26 protein-coding genes, 1 riboswitch and 1 other annotated feature are annotated in these 22758 nt (G+C 29.1%); of the genes, 19 read left to right on the top strand and 7 right to left on the bottom strand.

Annotated features, from left to right (window positions below):
• The first annotated feature begins 52 nt into the window (after positions 1-52).
• From P8F83_RS16740 to P8F83_RS16720, 5 genes are all read left to right on the top strand, one after another.
• Positions 53-364: a phasin family protein gene (locus P8F83_RS16740; RefSeq protein WP_073020364.1), complete on the top strand. Its 312-nt coding sequence runs from the start codon at positions 53-55 to the stop codon at positions 362-364.
• A gap of 68 nt (positions 365-432) precedes the next feature.
• Positions 433-2034 (top strand): ABC1 kinase family protein, encoded by a 1602-nt coding sequence (locus P8F83_RS16735; RefSeq protein WP_326511949.1) that lies wholly within the window; start codon positions 433-435, stop codon positions 2032-2034.
• 54 nt (positions 2035-2088) lie between these two features.
• Positions 2089-2264: riboswitch (Lysine riboswitch) on the top strand.
• Positions 2265-2508: 244 nt separating this feature from the next.
• Entirely contained in the window at positions 2509-4125 is a 1617-nt protein-coding gene (gene ppcA / locus P8F83_RS16730) for a phosphoenolpyruvate carboxylase (protein WP_326511948.1), read from the top strand.
• Between the two features lie 260 nt (positions 4126-4385).
• Entirely contained in the window at positions 4386-4583 is a 198-nt protein-coding gene (locus P8F83_RS16725; protein ID WP_315110158.1) for a helix-turn-helix transcriptional regulator, read from the top strand.
• Positions 4584-4588: 5 nt separating this feature from the next.
• On the top strand, positions 4589-5020 hold the full coding sequence (locus P8F83_RS16720) for a DUF6442 family protein (RefSeq protein ID WP_315110159.1): 432 nt from the start codon (positions 4589-4591) through the stop codon (positions 5018-5020).
• Positions 5021-5120: 100 nt separating this feature from the next.
• On the opposite strand, the gene P8F83_RS16715 is transcribed toward P8F83_RS16720, so the two are convergent.
• On the bottom strand, positions 5121-5444 hold the full coding sequence (locus P8F83_RS16715; RefSeq protein WP_326511947.1) for a hypothetical protein: 324 nt from the start codon (positions 5442-5444) through the stop codon (positions 5121-5123).
• A 139-nt stretch (positions 5445-5583) separates the two neighbouring features.
• Here P8F83_RS16715 and P8F83_RS16710 point away from each other — a divergent pair, with 139 nt between their 5' ends.
• A complete protein-coding gene (locus P8F83_RS16710) occupies positions 5584-5796 on the top strand; it encodes a LexA family protein (RefSeq protein WP_021804344.1) in 213 nt (70 codons plus the stop codon).
• A 3-nt stretch (positions 5797-5799) separates the two neighbouring features.
• Positions 5800-6102 (top strand): hypothetical protein, encoded by a 303-nt coding sequence (locus P8F83_RS16705; protein WP_326511946.1) that lies wholly within the window; start codon positions 5800-5802, stop codon positions 6100-6102.
• A 127-nt stretch (positions 6103-6229) separates the two neighbouring features.
• On the opposite strand, the gene P8F83_RS16700 is transcribed toward P8F83_RS16705, so the two are convergent.
• Positions 6230-6739, bottom strand: a complete 510-nt coding sequence (locus P8F83_RS16700) for an FUSC family protein (protein ID WP_021804346.1) — start codon at positions 6737-6739, stop codon at positions 6230-6232.
• Positions 6740-6890: 151 nt separating this feature from the next.
• On the opposite strand from P8F83_RS16700, the gene P8F83_RS16695 reads away from it, so the two are divergent.
• From P8F83_RS16695 to P8F83_RS16675, 5 genes are all read left to right on the top strand, one after another.
• Positions 6891-7709, top strand: a complete 819-nt coding sequence (locus P8F83_RS16695) for a MerR family transcriptional regulator (RefSeq protein WP_326514853.1) — start codon at positions 6891-6893, stop codon at positions 7707-7709.
• Between the two features lie 83 nt (positions 7710-7792).
• A complete protein-coding gene (gene tsaA / locus P8F83_RS16690) occupies positions 7793-8272 on the top strand; it encodes a tRNA (N6-threonylcarbamoyladenosine(37)-N6)-methyltransferase TrmO (protein WP_326511945.1) in 480 nt (159 codons plus the stop codon).
• A gap of 194 nt (positions 8273-8466) precedes the next feature.
• Positions 8467-8655: a hypothetical protein gene (locus tag P8F83_RS16685; protein WP_326511944.1), complete on the top strand. Its 189-nt coding sequence runs from the start codon at positions 8467-8469 to the stop codon at positions 8653-8655.
• A gap of 26 nt (positions 8656-8681) precedes the next feature.
• Positions 8682-9176, top strand: coding sequence for a CPBP family intramembrane glutamic endopeptidase (locus P8F83_RS16680; RefSeq protein WP_326511943.1), 495 nt, complete (start codon positions 8682-8684; stop codon positions 9174-9176).
• 32 nt (positions 9177-9208) lie between these two features.
• Complete coding sequence (locus tag P8F83_RS16675; RefSeq protein ID WP_326511942.1) at positions 9209-10069, top strand: hypothetical protein; 861 nt, start codon at positions 9209-9211, stop codon at positions 10067-10069.
• Positions 10070-10114: 45 nt separating this feature from the next.
• Here the strand turns inward: P8F83_RS16675 and P8F83_RS16670 are convergent, their stop codons facing one another.
• Both P8F83_RS16670 and P8F83_RS16665 read right to left on the bottom strand, forming a co-directional pair.
• The gene (locus tag P8F83_RS16670; protein ID WP_021804352.1) at positions 10115-10339 is read right to left on the bottom strand and encodes a DUF2922 domain-containing protein; all 225 of its coding nucleotides are present in this window, start codon (positions 10337-10339) and stop codon (positions 10115-10117) included.
• 33 nt (positions 10340-10372) lie between these two features.
• Positions 10373-10600 carry a DUF1659 domain-containing protein gene (locus P8F83_RS16665; RefSeq protein WP_021804353.1) on the bottom strand — a complete coding sequence of 76 codons (228 nt, stop codon included), beginning with the start codon at positions 10598-10600 and terminating at the stop codon, positions 10373-10375.
• 317 nt (positions 10601-10917) lie between these two features.
• Here P8F83_RS16665 and P8F83_RS16660 point away from each other — a divergent pair, with 317 nt between their 5' ends.
• Positions 10918-11322: a hypothetical protein gene (locus P8F83_RS16660; protein ID WP_326511941.1), complete on the top strand. Its 405-nt coding sequence runs from the start codon at positions 10918-10920 to the stop codon at positions 11320-11322.
• Positions 11323-11349: 27 nt separating this feature from the next.
• Complete coding sequence (locus P8F83_RS16655) at positions 11350-11532, top strand: hypothetical protein (RefSeq protein WP_326511940.1); 183 nt, start codon at positions 11350-11352, stop codon at positions 11530-11532.
• Positions 11533-11552: 20 nt separating this feature from the next.
• Here P8F83_RS16655 and P8F83_RS16650 read toward each other — a convergent pair whose 3' ends face one another.
• The 3 genes from P8F83_RS16650 to P8F83_RS16640 all read right to left on the bottom strand — a co-directional run bounded on the left by P8F83_RS16650 (position 11553) and on the right by P8F83_RS16640 (position 14910).
• Positions 11553-12350: a class C sortase gene (locus P8F83_RS16650; RefSeq protein WP_326511939.1), complete on the bottom strand. Its 798-nt coding sequence runs from the start codon at positions 12348-12350 to the stop codon at positions 11553-11555.
• A 1-nt stretch (position 12351) separates the two neighbouring features.
• A complete protein-coding gene (locus P8F83_RS16645) occupies positions 12352-13293 on the bottom strand; it encodes a class C sortase (RefSeq protein ID WP_326511938.1) in 942 nt (313 codons plus the stop codon).
• A gap of 123 nt (positions 13294-13416) precedes the next feature.
• Positions 13417-14910 (bottom strand): SpaH/EbpB family LPXTG-anchored major pilin, encoded by a 1494-nt coding sequence (locus tag P8F83_RS16640; RefSeq protein ID WP_326511937.1) that lies wholly within the window; start codon positions 14908-14910, stop codon positions 13417-13419.
• Between the two features lie 302 nt (positions 14911-15212).
• Between P8F83_RS16640 and P8F83_RS16635 the strand changes: the two genes are divergently transcribed.
• The 5 genes from P8F83_RS16635 (at position 15213) to metG (ending at position 22727) form a co-directional block, all read left to right on the top strand.
• The gene (locus P8F83_RS16635; protein ID WP_326511936.1) at positions 15213-15539 is read left to right on the top strand and encodes a sigma factor; all 327 of its coding nucleotides are present in this window, start codon (positions 15213-15215) and stop codon (positions 15537-15539) included.
• A 498-nt stretch (positions 15540-16037) separates the two neighbouring features.
• Positions 16038-17756: a methyl-accepting chemotaxis protein gene (locus tag P8F83_RS16630; protein ID WP_073020533.1), complete on the top strand. Its 1719-nt coding sequence runs from the start codon at positions 16038-16040 to the stop codon at positions 17754-17756.
• Positions 17757-17762: 6 nt separating this feature from the next.
• Complete coding sequence (locus P8F83_RS16625) at positions 17763-18545, top strand: hypothetical protein (protein ID WP_326511935.1); 783 nt, start codon at positions 17763-17765, stop codon at positions 18543-18545.
• A gap of 95 nt (positions 18546-18640) precedes the next feature.
• A complete protein-coding gene (locus P8F83_RS16620; protein WP_326511934.1) occupies positions 18641-20452 on the top strand; it encodes an HD domain-containing phosphohydrolase in 1812 nt (603 codons plus the stop codon).
• Between the two features lie 51 nt (positions 20453-20503).
• Positions 20504-20739 (top strand) — a binding site (T-box leader).
• Positions 20740-20789: 50 nt separating this feature from the next.
• Entirely contained in the window at positions 20790-22727 is a 1938-nt protein-coding gene (metG, locus tag P8F83_RS16615; RefSeq protein WP_326511933.1) for a methionine--tRNA ligase, read from the top strand.
• Positions 22728-22758: the final 31 nt, after the last annotated feature.

Here is a 22758-nt window from a genome sequence, read left to right as displayed (position 1 = left end):
TAGAATTAAATGGTATAATAATATTAATAAGAATGTATGGGAGATGATTTAAATGATAAATGATCTTAAGAAATTGTTGTTAGCTGGAGTGGGTGCCGTAGCTACAACTTATGAAAAAGCATCTGAGGTTGTAGATGAGTTAGTTGAAAAAGGCAGATTAACTGTAGATGAAGGTAAAGAGCTTTCAGAAGAATTAAAAAGAAACTTCACTACAAAAGCTACAGAAAAAATTAATGAAATAAAATCAGTAAATAAAGAGAGTTTAGAAAAGGTTATTTCAGAACTTGGATATGTTAAAAAAGAAGAGATAGATAAACTAAAAGTAAGAATAGAGTTTTTAGAAAATAAACTAGATCAAATGTAGACTAAAGGGTTTCCCTTTAGTCTATTTATTAATTATTGCTTAGTGACAGGGAAACAGGAGTGATTTATTTGAATAGAAGTACTTTTAATAGGTTTAGAGAGATAATTAGAGTACTTACCTATTATGGTTTTGGGTATTTTGTTGAAGAAAAAATACTAAATAAAAAACAGAAGGTTGAAAACTTTAGAAAAGCTTTTGAAGATTTAGGACCAACTTTCATAAAAATAGGGCAGATACTTAGTACTAGACCAGATATTATTTCAGAAGAATATATTGAAGAATTAAAAAAGCTTCAAAATGATGTGGTTAAGGTTCCTATAGAGGATATTAAAAGAACTTTTCAAGAGGAACTAGGAAGAGATATAAATGAATGTTTTTTAGAATTTAATGAAGAACCTATAGCTTCTGCATCTGTTTCTCAAGTTCATGAAGGAGTTTTAAAAAGCGGAGTAAAGGTTGTAATAAAAGTTCAAAGACCAAACATAAAAGAACTTATGAGCCAAGACATGAGGATTTTAATGAGGCTTGCTAGAATGGCAAAAGGAAAGTTTAAAGAAACTTTAATTGATCCAATGGAAGCTTTAAAAGAAATACAGAACATTACAGAAAAAGAATTAGATTTTAGGATAGAAAAAGACAATTTAAAGAGATTTGAGAGAAATAATAGAGATGTAGTACCACTTCATGTTCCAGAAGTTTATGATGAATATTCAACTGCTAGAATTTTAATTATGGAGAAAATAGAAGGGTATAAGATAACAGATAAATATAGCTTAATTCAAGATAACTATGAACTAGAAGACATATCTAAAAAATTGGTATCTATATATTTTAAGCATATTTTTAAGGATGGTTTTTTCCACGGGGATCCTCATCCAGGTAATATTCTAGTATCTGACAACAAAATTTGCTTTATAGATTTTGGGATAATGGGAGAAATAAGCCCTTACCTAAGAGAATGGTTTAATAAGGTAATAATAGCTTTAGCTAAAAAAGATATAAATAAGCTAGTTGACTTCATATTAGCAATAGGAATAAAAAATGGAACTATAAATAAAAGTAACTTGTATGAAGATATAGAAGGGTTTTTAGATGTTTATTTAGGTACTTCATTAAAAAATATAAAAATATCTAGGATGCTTCAAGAAATAATGGCTATATCATCTAAAAACAATATTTTAATGCCAACAGACTTAGTAATATTAGCTAAAAGCATGGTAATATTTGAAGGGGTGATTGCAGAGTTATCTCCTGATTTAGACATATTAACTATGGTTATAGCTATAATGGGAAATGATAGTAAATTATTTTTCTTAAATGATTTAAGCAAAGAAGACATAGCATTAAAACTTTATAAATTCATTGAAAGTTCTATGGAGCTTCCTGAAAAAGCTGTTAGTTTTATGGATAGCGTAAAAGGCGGAAGGGCAAAAATTAACCTACAGATAAATGAGTTAGATAAATCAATGGATAGATTCAGTAAAATGGTGAATAGAATGGTGTTTTCCATGATAATCTCAGCTATGATAGTAGGTTCATCACTAATAATAGATTATAATGGTGCTCCGCAATTTCATGGGGTCTCAGTAATAGGTTTATTTGGATTTTTTATAGCTGCTATATTAGGAGTTTGGCTTGTTATAAGCATAATAAGATCTGGAAATATCTAAAATAATTCTTGATAAAAATTTTGCTACAATGTATAATTCAATAAAAGTGAATATTTTAGAGATAGAGGCGCAAGGTTTAAAAGTATCTTCATGGAGCTAAGCACAGAGAAGTGAAGAGAAAGGAAACATTGCCGAAGTGTGTAGTTAATGCTTTAAGACTATACAACTGGTCTTATATAGAATATATATAAGATTGTCACAAATAATGTTTGTGGAGAGCTATTCAATGGAAACTGTTATTGATATTTATTCAGTACATACAGAGCCTTGGATTACTCCAAGGCTCTTTTTTCTTTAGAGTATTGGGGAACACTTTTAGATAATAACAGCCTTAATTAATAAACATAAAAGAAAAGATGTGCAAGTGAAAAATAAAAAACTTGCATTTGTAAATAGAAATATATTTACATTACAACATTTTATGTTAGAATTGAAATTAGGCGGTAAATAAAAATTCATTTGGGGGTATATTTAATGTATAAAATTCCTAGTTCTATGATGACGCAACATCCAGACAACGTAGATACTTATGTATCTATACAACAAGAACCACAAGAAGCAATTGACGGTCTTACATTTCAGGAGAAAGGTGGACTCGGAATAAATGAGATAATGATTGACTTTGAAGGTAAGTTAACACCATATCATCAAACTTCTCAGGTGGCTTTAGGATTAATCTCCAATGGTATAATTCCAGGAAAGGATGTAGCTATAACGCCAAGAATTCCTAATGCGAATAAGGAATCAGTATTTAGACAATTAATGAGTATAATGTCAATAGTAGAAACCAATGTTCAAGCTTATCAAAACACAGGTGTGCAGGCTATAAAAGAGGTTGTAGTACCTATGGTTGAGACTGGAGCAGAAGTTTGTCAATTTCAAGATAGAGTAAACTCTGTTATTGAACTTGGAAACAAAAACTATGATGTTAAATTCGATTTAAATAGTATAAGAATAATTCCACTAGTAGAAGGGGTTCCTTCATTAGTAAATATAGATACAATATTTGATGAGTTTTATCATACCTCAGAAGATAAAGGAGATAAGCTTGAATCTTTAAGATTTATGCTAGCACGTTCAGATTCTGCTATGTCTTATGGATTAATATCAGGAGTATTATCTGTAATACTTGCAATAGATACAGCTTATAAGTGGGGAAAAGACCATGGAGTAGAAGTATATCCAATCCTAGGTTGCGGCTCACTTCCATTTAGAGGACATTTCACTAATGATAATGTTGAAAGCATGATTAAAACTTACTCAGGTATTAAGACTTTTACACTACAATCAGCTTTAAGATATGACCATGGAAGAGATAAAGCAAAAGAAGTAGTAAATAAATTAAATGATAATATAGATAAATCAGTTCATAGAAACTTTAATCAAGAAGATATAGAACTTATGAAAGAATTCATAGGAATATTTTCAAAATATTATCTTCAAACCTTCTTAAAAATAATAAACACAGTAAGCTTTGTATCAGACTTTATCCCTAAAAACAGAGATAGACTTACTAAGAGTAAAACTGGTTTAGATTATACAAGGGATCTTCCAGAAATAGATAAAATAGCAAACTGGGTTAAAGATGAGAAATTAAAAAATGAATTATTATCAATAGACCTAAACGTAGAATATTCAGTGCCAAGAGCTATTTCTTACACTGGAGCTATGTATACCCTAGGAATACCACCAGAATTCGTAGGAATGGGTAGAGGTCTTAGAGAAATAAAAGAAAAGTATGGACAAGAAGGGATAGATAAACTAAAAGAATTCTATCCTCAAATAAAAAAAGACTTTAGATTTGCAGCTTTATTTGCTAATCCTAAAGTTTCAAAAAGAATAATAGATGAATCTGCAAGATTAGAATATGCAGAGGATTTAGAATTAGTAAATGAAATATTAGACTTAGGTATTGATTTTGAATACCTAAATGATAATGAATTCTACCATACATTACTTAAAACAACACGTCCAATCATAATGCACCTAATAGGTTCAGAAGAAGATTTATTAGAAAATAAAACAGAAGAACTTAAGATTCTAAATGAGTGGATTATAAGAATGGGTAAATTAAGAGGAAGTATGGGTTAATAAGATATTTAGATTATAGTTGTATTTTGTATGTAAATAAATGCAACTAGATTAAAAAACTAATAAACATTGTTAAGTATATTAAGAGAAACACCTCTTATTAATTGAGTTAATAAGAGGTGTTTCTCTATTTATATGGTTATTTTATTTTTTAAGTAAATATAGAATTTTACAAAATGGAAAGTAAGCTTGATATTGATGAAAGAGAGTGTTAGTATTTAGATATGGAAAGTAAACTTAACATTAAGAGGAGTGGTAGGGTGAAAAATCGTTTAGAGGAAATACGAAAAAAGCGGGGGATAAAGCAAGAGGATTTGGCTACTATACTCGAAGTATCAAGACAAACTATTGGTTCCTTAGAGAATGGCAGATATAATCCTTCGATTATATTAGCTTTTAAGATTGCTAAGTACTTTAATATGAGTATAGAAGAAATTTTTATTTATGAGGAGGAATAAGTAAAATGAAAAAAGAAGCGAAGTATTATTATTTATCAGTATTTGGATTTATATTATTGGGTTTAGGGTTATATTTAAGTAAAACAATTATTGAAGCAGAGGGAATTATGAGAGCATTACCATATGTATGCATAGGATTAGGCTGTGGAATATTAGGTCATGGTATAGGCGAGATTATAAGTTATAAGGCATTAAAAAATTCCCCTGATATTAGAAAACAAATAAACATTGAAAAATTAGATGAACGAAATATTTTAATTACAAGTCGTGCAAAAGCAAAAGCATATGACATGATGGTATTTATATTTGGAGCTTTAATGCTTACTTTTGCTTTGATGAGAATTGATATGATAGCTATTCTTCTTTTAGTTTTTGCATATTTGTTTATTATTGCTTACGGATTGTATTATCGTTATAAACTAAATAAAAAATTATAAATATTAAGCCTTACTCTGAATATTTCAGAAAAAACACCTTTTATTAGTTAAATAAAAAGGTGTTTTTATTTATATATTATAATATAAGAAGTACTTATATCTATGAATTATCAATAATTAAAGCTATTTCCCCAGCACCAACTACTGCAACACGGTCATCATCTAGAATAGTTCCTAAGTTTACTGTATCGTTTATGTTATCAAATTTTTTAAAGAAGGTTTGGTTACCATTAGCATCAATTATAGCTAGACTTACAGAGGTGTTTTGGCTCACAAGTGTAGCACTAGCCTTAACTTGTATAGCATTTGTAATATCATATACACCCTCTTTGTAAGTATTTGATTCAGAAATTATTTTTGGTGTTTCAGTAAAATTCATAAAAGTTGATAAAATAATTGGTATTAATAAAGTTAGTTTCATCATATGCACCTCACTTTATATAGTTTCTTTAAGTTTAGACGGAAATATTCATAGATTAGTTTAGGAGTTTATTTTTCTTGAAAAAAGAACATATGTTTGCTATGCTTATAATAGCATATGTCATAGAAAGGAAAAGATACTAATGTTAACTATAAAGCAGAAAAAAGTCTTAGATATAATAAATGAGTATATAGAGAAAAATAAAATTTCACCTACAATTAGAGAGATTCAAGAGCTAGTTGGACTAAAGTCTACTTCTACTATCCACGAATATATTAAGAGACTAGAGAAAAAAGGGTATATATCTAGAATAGATGCATCACCAAGAAGTATTAAGGTTGAAAAGAGGGATTAGTAGATGAAAAATGTAATTTATTTTTCAGGAGAAGATGTAGAAGTAAATGGGATAGAAACTAAAATGTACTTACACTATAGGATAGACAAAGAAAATTTATATCACATAAATAAGGGGTTAGAGTTAAGCAAAGATGAAGCTATGGATTTAAGTATATATGATTATGGAAGGATGATATATAATCAATTAACAGGTAAGATAACCATAGAACTAGATAAATATGAACAGAATTTTGATTACAAGGTAATTGAGACCTTATGGGCTAGAGATAAATTTTTTAGAGTTATTGCAGATATTGAAGCTTAAAAGAATATGAGCGAAATAAAAAGAGACTATTGAATTAGCAGATTAAAATTCTGTTAATGATAGTCTCTTTTTTAGTTTATATTTTATAATAGATTAATTTAAGATTAAAATGTACAATAGTTCTTTTTTAATTATCTTCATCCAAATCCCCATCCGTATCTAAGGTTGGATTAAAATATTTATTAACCAAAACAGCTATAACGATTCCTATAGCGGTATCTATAATTCTATTTATTGCATAAAGATAGGTTACACCACCTCTAATATTTATCATTATAGCTAGAAAAACAACACAACTAATAGATATAGAAGGCTGTTTTTTTAATATCACTCCCGTATATATTACAATTACTATTCCAAGGCTTATTAAAACAGAAGTGGGAATAGGAATATACGGTTCAATAAAAATGAAAAGTATTCCGTGTAAACCACCAATCAAAGTTCCAATTAATCTATTTTTTCCTGCGAGTACAGAATTCTTAACAGAATCTCCTGTACAAATAACAGCAGCTATACAAGCATAAAAAGGAAGTTCTCTATTTAAAATCTCAAATAATAAAATACATGCTAATACAGATAGAGCAGTTTTAAGATTTCTAAGTCCTATTTTAGGCAATTTATTTATCTTAAAGTTCATATTTACCTCCTAAAAAAGAAAATCATTAGTTACAAAGTTATAGTTAAATAATACTATAAATCCATATTAAAATACACCCTTGGGACTAAAGTGAAAACATAATGTTATAATATACTTAATGAAATTATTGGGAGTTAAAGAGGGGATATTGATGTTTAAAATAGGTGAGTTTTCAAAACTAACACAGGTTTCCATAAGAATGCTTAGATATTATGATGAAATAGGTATATTAAAACCAGCAGAAATAGATAGGTTTTCTTCTTATAGATTATACTCAATAGATCAGATACCTAAAGTTAATAAGATAATATTTCTAAGAGACTTAGGTTTTAGTATCGCTGAGATCACAACGGCTATTAATAAATGGGATGATAATTTTATAGCTAATGAGCTGCAACAGAAACAAAAAGAAATAATGGACATCATTGAGGCAGAGAGGGATAAACTGTCCAAAATTGAAATAGCAATGGAAGATATAAAAAGAGAAAAAATCCATATTAACTATAGTGTTTTAATTAAGAACATCCCTAGTTATAAGGTACTCTCCTTAAGAAAAGTTGTCCCAAACTATTATTCAGAAGGCGATATGTGGATTGAGATGAGTAACTTTGCAAAAGAAAATAATATATCAATATCTGAGAACACTTTTTCAATTTATCATGATACTGAATATAAAGAAAAAGAAGTAGATATTGAACTTTGTGCAGTTGTTGAAAATTTTAGAGAAGATAAAGATGGATTTGTATATAGACATACCGAAGCAGTTCCATTAATGGCTTCTACCATGGTATATGGAGATTTTAAAAACATTGGCAAAGCATACCTTTCTTTTGGGAATTGGCTTCAAGAGCATAAAAAATATAAAATGACAGGAGAAAGTAGACAAATAGTTCATAGAGGTCCATGGAATGAAGAAAATCCTAAGGATTACTTAATAGAAATTCAAATTGCATTAGAAGAAAAAATATAAGTGTTTTTTATTGACTCTCACATAATGGTAGGTTATACACTGAACTTGTGATATAAATAAACATTATTTGGGAGGTATGTATTATGAAATTATTTGAAGTGAATTCTATTGGGAAGGTTAAAGTAGGAGAAGAAGGAACGTTTATAGAACTTGACAAACAGTATGGCGAAGGGCTGAAAGCCTTAGAGGGATTTAGCCATATTGATGTTATATGGTGGTTTAGTGATTTTGATAATAAAGAAGCAAGGGAAACAATTGAAACACAAAAACCTTATAAAAAATCACCAGATATTATGGGAGTATTCTCAACTAGATCCCCACTTAGACCTAATCCAATTGCATTAACTGTAGTTAGTATTTTAAGCATTGACTATGAAAAAGGAATTATTAGAATTCCATATATTGATGCCTATGATGAAACTCCAGTTATAGATATAAAACCTTATACTCCAAGCCTTGATAGAGTGGAATCTCCAGAAGTACCTAAGTGGTGCTCACACTGGCCAAAGAGTTTAGAAGAATCAGCATTCTTTAACTGGGAAGATGAATTTAATTTTAAATAGAAATAATATGTTAAGGGTTCAACCAAAAGGTTGAGCGTTTGAAGTAGCTTCATGGATTTTGTATGAAGCTATTTCTGTTTTTCTTTTTTAACGATTAATCGTAAATTTAATACGTTCACTACATAAGTAACTGAAAATATAAAGAACGTGATAAAATATATTAAAGTTTGAAATAAATCATGAGGTTGAGAAAAATGGACACTGAGTATTTGGAGGAGCAGAATTTATCCAGCATAAAGGTTGGAATTGTACTGATAAATTATTTAATTGCAGTTCTTGGGGGATATAAAAAGTTAGGTATATATTTGACCATTAAGCTAGAGGATAGTGGAGGAACTTATATTAATCCTTTTATACAGATCTTTTATATTGTGTCATTATAGCTATTTCAGTATGGGGAATGTATCCCTTGATTAAAGAAGGTTTTTATAATTTTAAGAAAGAGCATTTTAAAGACGCGTATTCAATCTTATTAGTTGCAGGAATGGTAATAGGAATAATTTTCTTTATATTTTGGGTATTAGATATAAAAATATCTTTAAACATGATGGAGAAATATGAAGCGAGAAATATATTTTTAACTATATTTTCAGCAATTGTGTATGCGCCTGTAGTTGAAGAATTGGTTTTTCGTGGTGCTATGTTAAATGTAATGAAATTTAAAAACAAGTACCTCTCTCTTTTAATTATATCGGTAATTTTTAGTATAGGACATGTTAAAGGATATGAGTTTGGGCTTGGATCATTTGTATACTTTATTGTATTTGTAGTTTTAGGTTTTTCTTTCGGAATGTCATATATTTATACAAAATCCATATTAGGAGCTATACTTAGTCATTTATATTGGAATTCAATTACCATAGTTATTATGATAGTGAAATTAATTTTTGCAGGGATAAGTTGAGTATGAGCTCAGTAAGTAGAAAAGGAGAAAATATGAATAAGAAGATAAAGATATTAGCTATATTGAATATAATCAGCTATGTAGTAATGGGATTATTAACCTACATAAGGATTACTGATTTGGTTAGATACTTAGATAATGGATTTAAATTTGTTTTAGGAAATATGCCTTTAGTATTAATTGCGGGTACATCATTTATACTTGTAACTGATATTTTTAAAGAGTTTAAAATTATTAAGAAGGAAGCTATAGTGGATTGGGTCGTAAGAATAGCAGCCTTTGGAATTACATTAATGAATATGGACAAGCATTACATGAAATTTTTAGTACTAATAGCACTAGTAGTCAATATTATTATTGAATACAAAATGAATAAGAAATTAATGAACACTCATCAAGAGTTTGTTAAAGAAGAACTTGTTTTGAGTGGTGAAGAGAAGAAAAATCTTAGGAATTTTACTTTAGCAATAAATTCGGGAATGTTTTCTATATTGGCATTTTCAGGTGGAGCTTTGTCTGTACCTATTACTAAAAACATGGAAGGAACAACAAAGTTGAGTTTTGTACCTGTTATTATTTCGTTATTAGTATTTAGATGGTTTATAAAAACCGCTCACAAAAATTACGAGGCTTATTTTCTAGATAAAGAAGAAGGTAAAAGAATCTTTAAAAGGGATATTATATTTGTATCTATAGGATATTTAATATGTTTGATCTTTTCATTTGTTCCTATGACTCAAGAGTTATATTCTCTAGTAACCTTTATTGGTATACTGTTTATGCTTCCTTATATAGAAACTATGCGAAGGAAATCTTTAAGATTAAGGACTATAAGGGATAATTTAGATAGAGAAGTCTTTAATAGTTTACTATTGGGTTATGAAGAGAATTGATAAGATTACAAAAGGGTTCAGCAAAAAATGCTGAGCCCTAATATTTTATTCTAAGGTAATGTCAAATTCTTTGACATTTTTCTCTGTGAGTTTAGCAGAGTAGAAGGAAACTAAAGATCCATTTTTACTGGTAAATATATTTTGTCTCAATATTTCTGTAACCAACTCTGTTATTTCCTCCTTAGTTACATCGCTTCTAACATCTGCAATTGTTATATTGGTTTTAGCCCCACTTTCAGTTATAAAAGAAAGGCTAAGGGAATAATCCATATTTTCACCACCTTTGCTAAAAGATTTTTCATGCTATTCACTCTTTGATAATACTGACAGTTCGTCTAATAGATACTCATTTGTTTCTGGAGCTAAAATCTTAGAAATGGCATTAGCTACAGCATATATGCTTTCATCAGTAGCATCGAGCTTTATATTAGAAAAAGTCTTTTTTCTAAAAGTGGTTTTACCGTTTTTATCTACTCCGGACTCCATCTCTACAATTAGGGATTTTGTCCGCAAGTTTTTAATGACAGCCATGTGATTTTCCTCCTAAATTTATTATAGGTAGACACGCTCATTCTAAGAACTTTTTGCTTGCACCTATGTTATTTAGAATATACAAAACAACCAAGAATTGTGATGATATTTGTTGAAAAAATGGTTGTTTATTCTTTAATACTGAAGAATAACCTAAAAGTTAAAATAAATATTTAAATATATAAATAAGTATTTAAATGTGCAAATAAGCAAATAAACAATTAAGCAGGTAATCAATTAAACATTTGAGCAAATATGCATTTGTGAAGAAACAGATTCATATAATTATGCATAAGATAAAATTATGAGGTTTTTATATGAGTAAAATGGAAGAAAATGAAGAGATAACAAGGAGAAAGAAGGAAGAATATCCTAAGGGTGCAATTTGGACAGATGGAGATGTATTAGATGAGGTTGTAATTAAGGAATTTGATATTGTTGAAGATTTAAAGGAAAGAAATATTAGAGTTTATTCAGAAGACGAAGTAGAAGGTCAGAAGATAGTAGATACCTTTACCTACAGCGAAGTCTTTAAAAAAGAAGAAGATTTTTCTATAAGAAAGACATTTACTATGAGAAAATCAACAGCTAGACTGCTTGTTAGATTAAAACTTGTACATCCGAATGTAAATATAAGAGCAAATACGATAATAGACCGGGCGATAAGGTATTATTATAAACATATTATTGAAGATGGGGCCTCACAAGAGGAGGAAATATAAAAATGATTATTTGGAGGATTAGTATATATGAAAAAAATAAGTGAAGAGAAGATAACTAAAACTTATAAGATAAAAATTTCTACAGCAAGAATTCTTAATGAGATTAAATTAATGCATCCCAATGTTAGTGTAAGTGCTAGTGAAATAGTAGATAACGCTATAAGACATTATTATGAAGCAACAAAAGAAAGTGGTGGAATTAAAGAATAGCAAGTGAGTTTCCTTAAGACTCACTTGCTATTATCTTTCTTTTTACTAAAGGTATAAACAAAAAGTATGATAAGTATTATAGCACAAGCTATAACAACTGGATCTACCATTTTGTGTATTGGTTTTTCCTCCAGCTCTACTTTTGACAGGTAGGAGTATTTATCCTGATTAATTATGGATTCTTTTATAGAATCTGTTTTGTTGTCTGGATTATATCTTTCAGCAAATACTAAAAGACGATCATTTGCAAGGGTACCATGATAACAGGTAAGAAGAGTTATCATATCCTTGCCTTCAATTATTGAAAGATATTCCTCTTGATCAGGCATTATTAGCTTATTTCCTGTAACTTTATAATAAAGTGTTTCTATTTTATTTGTAATTGTGATCTCATCTCCAGGTTCAAGTTCAGGTAAATCAGTGAAAAGCTTTTTCACCTGTCCAGTGTGACCTGCTATAACAGAATTAGTATTCTCCCCACCAACTGGTATGCTTGTTCCTTTAATTACAGCTACTCCATTATTTAAATGTTCCTCAGTGACTCCTAAATAAATGGGAAGGGTTTGGTGGATTTTATCTATATTAATATAAGCAAATATTGTATCATCATTATTTTCTAAATAAAGCTCTGATTTAGGAGCATCTTTCAAATCTTCATTTTTAGAGGTTTGATTATTTAAAGAATACTCCATATAAGTATAACTAACAGCTGTATAGTTATAGTAGAGATTTGATAAGGTTGGGTATAGAAATATAATCATACCCAATATAAATATGAAGATATATCTCTTTTTCCCTAAGAGTTTATTAGATTTCATTTTAATCAAACCCCTCTTTTTCTTGATTAATATCTTCGGTGAAAACTATCTTCTCCTTCAAACTTTTTCGCTTTTTAATATATTTAGATGATGTATAGATCAAAACAATGATAACTAAAGTAATAGATATAAAGAGTATTTTATTATTTTTGTTTGTAGTATTACTAACTTCTATTTCTGTATTCAGCACTTCTTCCTTATATTCTATGCGATGGCCCCTAACTAAAAGTCTATGAGAATTAATCATGTAGGGGGTACAAGTTAAAAGCGTACAGTAGTCTTCATTAGGAGTTATTACTAAGTCATTAAAGTCTGTTGGCTCTACTACCTTAATTTGATCTACTTCATAAGCTATAGTACCTCCTATATTTTTGATATAAAATTTATCTCCAACCACTAGCTTGTCTAGTTCAGTAAAGAACTTAGCAGTAGGCAATCCCCTATGACCAGTTAAAACAGTATGAGTATTTTTACCACCAACAGGTAGAGAAGTTCCTTCTAAGTGTCCTATTCCGTTCTGAAGAACAACTTCAGATGTTCCTGCATAAATAGGGTCGTTTATAGATATTTTAGGAATAATAATAGAACCTATCTGCTCATTGACTTTAAGCATTTTAGCATATTCTTCTACTCCAGCACTTAAATTTTCTTGAGTATAGGGGTCTTCTAATGAGCTAATATTATTTGCTCCAAATAGGTATTCATTATAGGAGTAGGCTAGATTTAGTTTTTTACTGATTTCAGTATCTTCAATTTGATTAACTTCTTCATCAAAATTCTGAACAACCCTTTTAGCAGCATTTTTATATATTAAATTACTTACAATAGGAAAGGAAAAAATCCCTAGACCTAGAATAAAGACTATTGAAATAATTATAGTTTTGAACACACCATTTTTTTTGCAATTATTAATGGTACTGACATGTTTATCGTTCTTATCCATAATTTTATCTACTCCTTTAACGAAAGATAGGACATAATTTGATATGGTTAAGCTAAGTTTTATGTATTTTTCAAGGAATAAAAGGGCGAGATTATTCTCACCCTTTACACTGTTTAGGTAAAGTTAATTTTCAAGTTTCTTTTTTCTCTTTAAAGCTACTACAGCACTTCCCATTATTAGTAAACCTGCTGCTAAGAAAATAATTGATCCAATACCGCCTGTTTGAGGTATATTAGGTTTTTTAGTATTAGTAACCTTAGTGTTATCATAAATGCTTGTCCCATCACCATATGAGCTTGCGCTGATTTTAAAACTAAAATCATTCATTTTGATATAACCAACAGGTACGTCTACTTCCACTAGTGAATAAGTAAACTCTTCACCATTGTTACCATAAGCAAGTCCTGTTACTTCAAAGCTACCATCAGTGGGATTAAGTGAGATTTTAGCTGCATCTGAAATGTTTGGTACCCAGCTTACCTTGCCTTGATATACTTTCATATACTTATTTTCAGAATTCTTAACGACAAAGGTTGCAGTTTTTAAATCTTCGAGATAAGTTTGTGTTATATTATCAACCTTAATAAATTGACGTCCACCTGTATGAACTTCTGGACGTTTAATATCAGGAACATCTTTTTCACAAGAATTATATCCATTGTTATATATCAACGTAGCGTTATTATAGATATTTTCACCCATAGTTGCAGTATTATTTATTCTTGCTCTATATTTAATTTCTAAGTCTTTTAAGGTTTCGGTGCCTGGTCTATTTTTAGCTAATTTTTGTAATCCTGTGGCCGTAAATGTTAAAGTGAAGTTGCCACCTGCAGTACCGCTATTGCTTTGTGTAAGGGTATAATCACTTCCTTTAGAGAGAGTAATATTATTGTAAGTTACTGTTATACTGTCTAAATAATCTAATTTAGAATCTAAAGTATCTCTGATTTCAAATTTAGTATAACTTTCTATTCCTTTTGGTACCTTAGGATAAATCAAGTAATCAAAGCTAGCACCAACATCGTAACTAGCATGATCGTTATCTTTTGTTTGCACATCTTTATCAATCTCAGGCATATCATTTTCTATTACATTTTTAGGGTATAGATGTAAATCGGAAAGATATCCATTACTATTAACATTAAGTGCTGGAAGTTCCATGATAAATGGAACACCAGATGAGGATTTAAGTGTAGCTGGGTGCTTGGTTTCTCTTACATAATAAGTTCCATTTACAATAGAATATTCTCTACCTGCTTGAACTACTTGTGGACGTGCTGTTGTGTAAATACTATTTAATTCATTAATTTCCTTGCCATTAAGGTCAGTTACTAGTGTTCCAGCTGGAACTTTCCAAATAGTGAATTCAACTCCTGTATTATTTTCAACAGCATTTGTACCTAAAGCAGCTATCTGCTGAGTACTAAGTTGTGATCCATTGTGATCTCTCAAAGTAAATTCTGATGTACCTACAACTTTATGAATTGTAACCCTTGTTGTTGGTTCTGGTGGCAGACAATTAGCTGATACTTCTGTTGCACTTGCTGGTAATTTTATAAATGAGATCAGCATGAGTAATGGTAATAGAAAGCTTAAAATTTTTTTTGATAATGACATTATTTTTCCCCCTTATTCTTATGAAAATTATGTATTATTTCCATATACTTTAATTAGTGCTATTTTTTTATTCTCTTTTTGTACCAATTAAAATTATTCTAGTTAAGTTTTATACACGTAATAAAGTTATTCACCATAAAGTAAACTTATGATAGGAAATTTTCTTTAATATAATTTTTTTTTATGTTAATTTACATAATTAGATTATTGTGTATAAAAAACAAAAAATAAGTGACAGTTATTGAGGGATTAGAACGAACTATAGATAGAAGCTTCAATTTTGAAATTATTATGGAGGAGATATGGTAAATGAGATAAATGAAAAGGAAATTATAGAGGGAATTTTAAAAGGGGATAAAGAGAGACTAGATGAACTTATAAGCTTATATGGAAAGTTAGTTTATTATGTAGCTAATAGTATACTTACTGAGTCACATGAGAAAAGATATTTAGATGAGTGTTATGATGATGTTTTTATATCTCTATGGTTTAATATGGATTGTTTTGATGATAAAAAGGGAAGCCTAAAATCTTGGATTGTTTCTATAACTAAATATAAAGCTATAGATATTAAGAGAAAGATATCAAATCATAATAAGATAAAGGAAGCATTAAATAAAATCCCTTGATAAAGAGATATTAGACATTAAGGAAAATGGTGAGTTAGACCTTAAAATAGAAGAATATTTTAAAGGATAGAATAAATAATATTTTTAAAAAGCAGAGTATGATAAGTTTTGGTCGTGCTCTGTTTTTTTCTTTTAAATACTTATAACAATTATAGTGAGCGTTTAATATATTTAAACACTTAATATATTTGTTAAACACTAAGCAAATATACTGGCTAAAAAAGCCAATATAGGCATTATTAGTGTTTTGGCATGTGTATTGCGAGAGTTAAATATATAAAATAAAACAATATGAATATTTTGTTTCATTTATTCTATCATGTTTCCAATTAAATTACAAATTATTTCATTTTTTAGCACTTATTATGTGTAAAAATAATGATAAATATAATTATTAAGGATTTTGATTAAATAAAATACTTGTTATCTATGACAATATACAACAAAATATTCATTTTGTAGGATATTTTAAAAATCATACTTGAAAGGGGTAATTTTATGAAATTTTTTAACAATCTAAAAATGGCACCTAAAATAGTAGCATTATTTATCACTGTGGCTATGTTCATAATTATTGTAGGATTTATAGGAATCAATAGTATGAGAGGGATAAATGACAATGCTATAGCTATGTATAATAAGAATCTTAAATCTGTTGAAATGATAGAAGATCTAAAAGAAAAGATAGCTGATTTAAGAGCTAATACTATAATATTAGTATATCAAGATGATAAAGTAGAAACTGATGTGGAACTTGAAAATAAAATTATTAAGTTAATAGATGAAAGTAATGAAATTTCAGGTGAATATGAAAAAAGTTTTTTAGATAATCAAGATGAAAGAGATTTTTTTAGTAATATCCAAAAAGATACTAGTACATATTATGATGGTTTAAAGAAGGTTATAAAATATAATAAAGAAGGAAATAAGGAAGACGCAACTAAATCAATGGGAGAGTTAGGGGCTATAAGAGAGAGAACATATAGTAATATAGATGAACTTGTAAACCATAACGTTGAAGAGGCAAAAGAAGCTAATGATAAAAATATGGATCAATTTACATATGCTACGAATATGAGTATAGGTGTAACTGTAATTGGGTTTATAGCAGCTATAATAATAGGTATAAGTATATCCTTATCTATTGCAAAGAGATTAACCAAGGTGGTTAACTTTGCTAAGGCTTTGGAAAATGGAGATTTAACCAATGAGATAATTGTAAGTTCACAAGATGAAATAGGAGAAATGGGTGAATCTTTAAATAAAGCAAAGGATAGTACTAAGCTACTAATTTCTGAAATAATGAATGGCTCTGAGGAGATTAGTTCTGGAAGTGAAGAATTATCTGCTGTTATGGAAGAAATATCTGGGAAGATTGAAGTTGTTAATGCTGCAATTGAGCAGATAGATAGGGCAGTTCAAGACTTGAGTGCAACAAGTGAACAAGTAAGTGCATCAACTCAAGAGATAGGAGCATCTACAACAGAATTAGCTAATAGAAGTGGTATAAGCTTACAAGCTGTTAGTAAAATAAAGAGCAGAGCAATAGAAGTAAAAGAAAAGGCTGATAATAGTATAAGAGAGGGAAATAGTATATATGAGGAGAATAAGCGTAATATTTTAGTAGCAATAGAGAATGGTAGAGTAGTTGAAGATGTTAAAATCATGGCTGACTCAATAGGATCAATTGCTGAACAAACCAACCTATTAGCACTTAATGCTGCTATAGAAGCTGCAAGAGCAGGAGAAGCTGGAAAGGGATTTGCTGTAGTAGCTGAAGAGGTAAGAAAACTTGCAGAGGATTCTTCTAATGCAGTTAATGACATTCAATCAATGGTTCAGCAGGTTCAAAATGCTTTTAAAGATTTATCTAAAAGTGGACAAGATATTTTAGGATATATCGAAAATAGCGTTAAACCTAATTACGAATTACTTATGAATACAGGAATTCAGTATGAGAAGGATTCAGAAATTATAAATGAAATGGCTGAGGATGTATTAAAATCATCGACGCAAATAAGTCAAGTTATAGATCAGATAGGAAGTGCCATACAAAATTTATCTTCTACTGCAGAAGAATCAGCTCAAAATTCAGAAGATATAACAGTAAGTATAAATGAAGTAACAGAAGCGATAGTAGATGCAGCCAAAGCTTCTCAAAGACAAGCTGAGATATCTCAAAACTTAAATGAACTATCACAAAAATTTACTATTTAGGTAAAAATGAATTTAAGTATTGAAGTATTAAAAACAGAGGCTGATAAAGATAGTTATTTTATTTATGAATATATGGATGATTTTATAAATTTAATCATGAAAAATGAAGATGAAGTTTGTTTTTCAGAAACAGATGATAGGGATATTAATATCATAAGCAGTAGAGACACAATACATATAATATTTAATAGTATTAACGAAGGTTACAATATAAATAGCGATGAAATATTCTATAGACTAAATAAAATTTTAGATAAATATAAAAATAGGTTTCAAAAGCAAGTAATTACTTTTTGTGGTGAAGATGCATTAAATCATATTGAAGATATCATTAAGATAATAAATAGATTTAATCCTAAAGGTAGTAATATTGAATTTAATATTATGGGTAATGGTGTTCTACTAACAGATAGTGTAGTAGATGCTGTTATAACTACAAATGTCGAGGTTTATGTTGCTTTGGATGAAGAGGATTGTTATTATGAGCAAGTTAAAGATAATTTGTTGAGATATAAAAAGAGATATTTAAGTAATAATAACATTAAAATAATGACCTCTTATGATTTCCATACTGATTTAGTGAAGATGAGTGATTTTTACGAAGAGAGTGGTTTATATATAGCAATATTAAAAGAGAGGTTTTTATATAATGAAACTAAGTCAGAAAAAATTTCTCAGGAGCTTATAGATAAATATTTAGAGGAGTATAAAATATTAGAGCATAAATATTATAGTAATAATTTAAAGGGGAATTATTGTTCAAGTTTTTTAAAATTATTTTTGGGATAATATATTTAGATAGTGTAATATTATTTTAATAAAGTTATTCTATTTGTTATAGTAGAATATATAAAGTAATTTTAGAGAATGGGGTTTTATAACTTATGACAAATATTTCTTATGAATCAATACTTAAAAATGTTCCAGTTGGGTTTGCATATCATAAAATAATATTAGATGATAAAGGGTTACCTTGCGACTATATATTTATAGAAGTTAATTTAGCTTTTGAAGAAATGACTGGTTTAAAAAGTAGGGACATCATAGGTAAATCTTTAACAGAAGTTATTCCTAATATAAAAGAAGACAATTTAAACTATATCTCTTCTTATGGATCGGTAGCTTTAAATGGTGGCATAGTAGAGTATGAAGAATATTCTAAGGCTTTAGATAAATGGTATAGGATTCAAGTTTACTCTGACAAAAAATATTACTTTGCAGTAAATTTTTTAGATATAAGTAAACAAAAAGAAGTAGAAAATGCATTAAAAGCAAGTGAAGAAAAATATAGATTGATTACTGAATCAACATCCGATGTAATATGGGTTTTTAATTATACTAAATATTGTTTTACATATGTGAGTCCATCTATTAAAAATTTATTAGGATATACTCAAGAAGAAGCTTTGGATATTACTTTAGAAGAATTTTTAACTAAAGATTTTTTAGGTGATTTAGATGAGCGCTTTAATAAAAGGATAGAAGTTTTTCTAGAAGATTCAAAACAAGATGTATCATATATCTTAGAAATGAAAAGCATTCATAAAAATGGGGATTTAGTATGGGTAGAAACCGCTGGAAAATATAGATTAAACAATAGAAATGAAATAGAAATTGTAGGAGTGTCACGAAATATAAGTGAGAGAAAAAAAGCAGAGGAAAAGATAATTTATCTAAGTTACCATGATCAGCTAACAGGAATTTATAATAGAAGATATTATGAAGAAAAAATCACAGAAATAGATAAAGCTGAAAATATGCCCATGACTTTGGTAGTAGCAGATGTAAACGGACTTAAGCTTACTAATGATGCTTTTGGACATTTAGTTGGAGATAAACTTCTTATTTATACAGCTGAGGTTTTAAATAGCGTAACTAAGGAAAATGATATTGTGGCTAGAATTGGTGGAGATGAATTCGTACTTTTACTTGCTAAAACCGATAATAGAAAAGCAAAAAAAATTATTGATGATATTAAAAAGAAATTATCCGCTAAAAAGATAGGAAATATGGAGTTATCAACTTCTTTTGGATATGCAGTGAAAAGCCATTTAGACCAAAATATTATTGATCTTTTTATTGAAGCTGAAAATTATATGTATAAAAATAAGTTAATAGATAGTAGAAGTAATAGAAGTAAAACAGTAAAATTTATAATTAAAACCTTATATGAAAAAAATAATCAAGAAGAAGGTCATTGTAAAAGAGTAAGTAAACTTTGTGGGGAAGTTGCAGATTTACTTGATATGAATGTTAATGAAGTTAATGAGATTATAACTGCTGGATTGCTTCATGATATAGGTAAAATAGCTGTTGGAGAAAAGGCATTTTCTAAGTCTGAAAAGTTGACTCAAGCAGAAAATAATGAATATAAGAGACATTCTGAAATCGGATATAAGATACTAAAATCTTCTGATGAGTTTAGTAATATAGCTGAATACATATTGTATCATCATGAATGTGTAGATGGTAACGGATATCCCAAAGGTTTAATAGGTGAAAGTATTCCTATTCAATCAAGAATACTTAGTATAGTAGATTATTATGATAATCTAATAAATCCACGTAATGGAGAAAAAGTCTACAGTAAAGAGGAAGCAATTGAAAAGTTAAAGATGTATCGTGGCAAGAAATTTGATATTAATATTACAAACACATTTATAGAAAAGATTTTAAAAGAAAATGATCAAATCTAGGAAACTATTAATAAATATTGACAGAAAATTGATTTTGGAATAATATTATAATTAAATGCGAGGAAAAGAAGAGTAATAATATGGAAAGTTTATAGAGAGCTGGGATAGGTGAAAGCCAGTAACTGAAAGTGTTATGAAGATGGTCTTGGAGCGGGTTTTCTGAGCCTTAGGGTTAGGAGAATACGGTGGCAACCGTTATATTGCAAAGTATATTAAGTACTTAATGAGGTGCTATTTGGTAACAATGGCATAAAATAGAGTGGTAACACGTATAATACGTCTCTATATAGGGGATACCCTATGTAGAGGCTTTTTTTATTTTAGGAGGAAGATTTTTATGTGCGAGAAAAAACCATATTATATCACTACACCAATATATTATCCATCTGCTAATTTACATATAGGTAATACTTATACAACAGTAGCAGCAGATGCATTAGCAAGATTTAAGAGATTAACTGATTATGATGTTATGTTCTTAACTGGTACAGATGAACATGGACAAAAGATTCAGCTTAAGGCAGAGGAGAAGGGTGTAACTCCAAAGGAATTTGTAGATGAAATAGTGGCTGGAATAAAGGATCTTTGGGAGCTTATGAATATAAGCTATGATAAATTTATAAGAACTACTGATGATTATCACATAAAGGCTGTACAGGATATATTTAAAAAACTTTACGATCAAGGAGACATATATAAAGATTCTTATGAAGGTTGGTATTGTACACCTTGTGAATCCTTTTGGACTGAAACTCAACTAGTTAATGGAAATTGTCCAGACTGCGGAAGACCAGTTGAAAAGGCTAAGGAAGAAGCATATTTCTTTAAAATGAGTAAATATGCAGATAGATTAATAAAACACATAGAGGATAATCCACATTTCATTCAACCTGAATCAAGAAAAAATGAAATGTTAAATAATTTCTTAAAACCAGGGCTTCAAGATTTATGTGTATCAAGAACAAGCTTTAACTGGGGAATTCCAGTTACTTTTGACGAAAAACATGTAGTTTATGTTTGGATTGATGCTTTATCTAACTATATTACAGCTTTAGGTTATGGAAGTGAAGACACAGAGCTTTATAAAAAATATTGGCCAGCAGATGTTCATTTAATAGGTAAGGATATATTAAGATTCCACACTATTTATTGGCCAATTATGCTTATGGCTTTAGATGTTCCACTACCTAAACAAGTATTTGGGCATGGATGGCTTTTAGTTGATGGTGGTAAGATGTCTAAATCTAAAGGAAATGTAGTAGACCCAGTAGTTTTAGTTAACGAATTTGGGGTTGATGCTGTTAGATACTACTTATTAAGAGAGATTCCTTTTGGAGCTGACGGATTATTTAATAATGAAATATTTATAAAGAAGATAAATTCAGACCTTTGTAATGATCTAGGAAATCTTTTATCTAGAACTGTAGCTATGATTGAAAAATATTTTGGAGGAATGATTCCAGCACCTCTTGATAAAGAGGATGTTGATGATGAGCTTATTAAATTAGCTTTAGAAACTCCTGTAAAAGTTGAGAGAGCCATAGATAATCTTAAGATTCCAGAAGCTTTAGAAGAAGTATGGGAACTTGTAGGTAGAGCTAATAAATATATAGATGAAACAACTCCATGGATATTAGCTAAGGATGAAAGTAAGAAGGATAGATTAGGTACCGTATTATATAACTTATCTGAAAGTTTAAGATTTATAGCTGTACTTATATCACCATTTTTACCTGATACAGCTAGCAAGATAAATGAGCAGATTAATACAGAGATAACTACTTGGAATTCTTTATCAGCTTTTGATGGAACTGCTGCTGGAACTAAGGTAGTTAAGGGAAATAATTTATTCCCAAGAATAGATGTTGAAGCTAAGCTTAAAGAGCTTGAAGCTTTAAAACCACAACCAGTTGTAGAAGAAGTTAAAGAAACTATGAAACCTATTAAAGAGGAAATAACTATAGAAGACTTCGAAAAAGTGGATTTAAGAGTAGTTAAGGTATTAAGTGCCGAGGCTATAAAGGGAGCTAAGAAGTTATTAAAGCTTAAGGTAGATTTAAATGGTGAGGAAAGACAGGTAGTTTCAGGAATAGCTAAGTACTATAAACCAGAAGATTTAGTTGGAAAGTATGTAGTACTTGTTGCTAATTTAAAACCTGTTAAATTAAGAGGAGAATTATCACAAGGTATGCTTTTAGCTGCTTCAAGTGATGATGATGCTCAATTATTTTTAGTAAACCCAGGTGAACTACCAACTGGAAGTGAAGTTAGATAATTTTTAGTGATTTAGAGCTAGTGATAATTTA

The organism is Clostridium intestinale (assembly GCF_035905475.1).
In the GTDB taxonomy this organism is placed as follows: Bacteria; Bacillota; Clostridia; order Clostridiales; family Clostridiaceae; genus Clostridium_T; species Clostridium_T intestinale.
The sequence above is the reverse complement of the archived record's forward strand: the minus strand, read 5'-3'. Positions and strand labels throughout refer to the sequence as shown.

Coding starts and splice junctions, on each gene's coding strand:
- ppcA (WP_326511948.1), top strand. CDS start 2,509: ATGTATAAAATTCCTAGTTCTATGATGACGCAACATCCAGACAACGTA.
- P8F83_RS16695 (WP_326514853.1), top strand. CDS start 6,891: ATGTTTAAAATAGGTGAGTTTTCAAAACTAACACAGGTTTCCATAAGA.
- metG (WP_326511933.1), top strand. CDS start 20,790: ATGTGCGAGAAAAAACCATATTATATCACTACACCAATATATTATCCA.
- P8F83_RS16670 (WP_021804352.1), bottom strand. CDS start 10,339: ATGGATTATTCCCTTAGCCTTTCTTTTATAACTGAAAGTGGGGCTAAA.
- P8F83_RS16675 (WP_326511942.1), top strand. CDS start 9,209: ATGAATAAGAAGATAAAGATATTAGCTATATTGAATATAATCAGCTAT.
- P8F83_RS16700 (WP_021804346.1), bottom strand. CDS start 6,739: ATGAACTTTAAGATAAATAAATTGCCTAAAATAGGACTTAGAAATCTT.
- P8F83_RS16625 (WP_326511935.1), top strand. CDS start 17,763: ATGAATTTAAGTATTGAAGTATTAAAAACAGAGGCTGATAAAGATAGT.
- tsaA (WP_326511945.1), top strand. CDS start 7,793: ATGAAATTATTTGAAGTGAATTCTATTGGGAAGGTTAAAGTAGGAGAA.
- P8F83_RS16650 (WP_326511939.1), bottom strand. CDS start 12,350: ATGAAATCTAATAAACTCTTAGGGAAAAAGAGATATATCTTCATATTT.
- P8F83_RS16740 (WP_073020364.1), top strand. CDS start 53: ATGATAAATGATCTTAAGAAATTGTTGTTAGCTGGAGTGGGTGCCGTA.
- P8F83_RS16715 (WP_326511947.1), bottom strand. CDS start 5,444: ATGATGAAACTAACTTTATTAATACCAATTATTTTATCAACTTTTATG.
- P8F83_RS16665 (WP_021804353.1), bottom strand. CDS start 10,600: ATGGCTGTCATTAAAAACTTGCGGACAAAATCCCTAATTGTAGAGATG.
- P8F83_RS16720 (WP_315110159.1), top strand. CDS start 4,589: ATGAAAAAAGAAGCGAAGTATTATTATTTATCAGTATTTGGATTTATA.
- P8F83_RS16660 (WP_326511941.1), top strand. CDS start 10,918: ATGAGTAAAATGGAAGAAAATGAAGAGATAACAAGGAGAAAGAAGGAA.
- P8F83_RS16705 (WP_326511946.1), top strand. CDS start 5,800: ATGAAAAATGTAATTTATTTTTCAGGAGAAGATGTAGAAGTAAATGGG.
- P8F83_RS16710 (WP_021804344.1), top strand. CDS start 5,584: ATGTTAACTATAAAGCAGAAAAAAGTCTTAGATATAATAAATGAGTAT.
- P8F83_RS16655 (WP_326511940.1), top strand. CDS start 11,350: ATGAAAAAAATAAGTGAAGAGAAGATAACTAAAACTTATAAGATAAAA.
- P8F83_RS16645 (WP_326511938.1), bottom strand. CDS start 13,293: ATGGATAAGAACGATAAACATGTCAGTACCATTAATAATTGCAAAAAA.
- P8F83_RS16640 (WP_326511937.1), bottom strand. CDS start 14,910: ATGTCATTATCAAAAAAAATTTTAAGCTTTCTATTACCATTACTCATG.
- P8F83_RS16685 (WP_326511944.1), top strand. CDS start 8,467: ATGGACACTGAGTATTTGGAGGAGCAGAATTTATCCAGCATAAAGGTT.
- P8F83_RS16630 (WP_073020533.1), top strand. CDS start 16,038: ATGAAATTTTTTAACAATCTAAAAATGGCACCTAAAATAGTAGCATTA.
- P8F83_RS16620 (WP_326511934.1), top strand. CDS start 18,641: ATGACAAATATTTCTTATGAATCAATACTTAAAAATGTTCCAGTTGGG.
- P8F83_RS16635 (WP_326511936.1), top strand. CDS start 15,213: ATGGTAAATGAGATAAATGAAAAGGAAATTATAGAGGGAATTTTAAAA.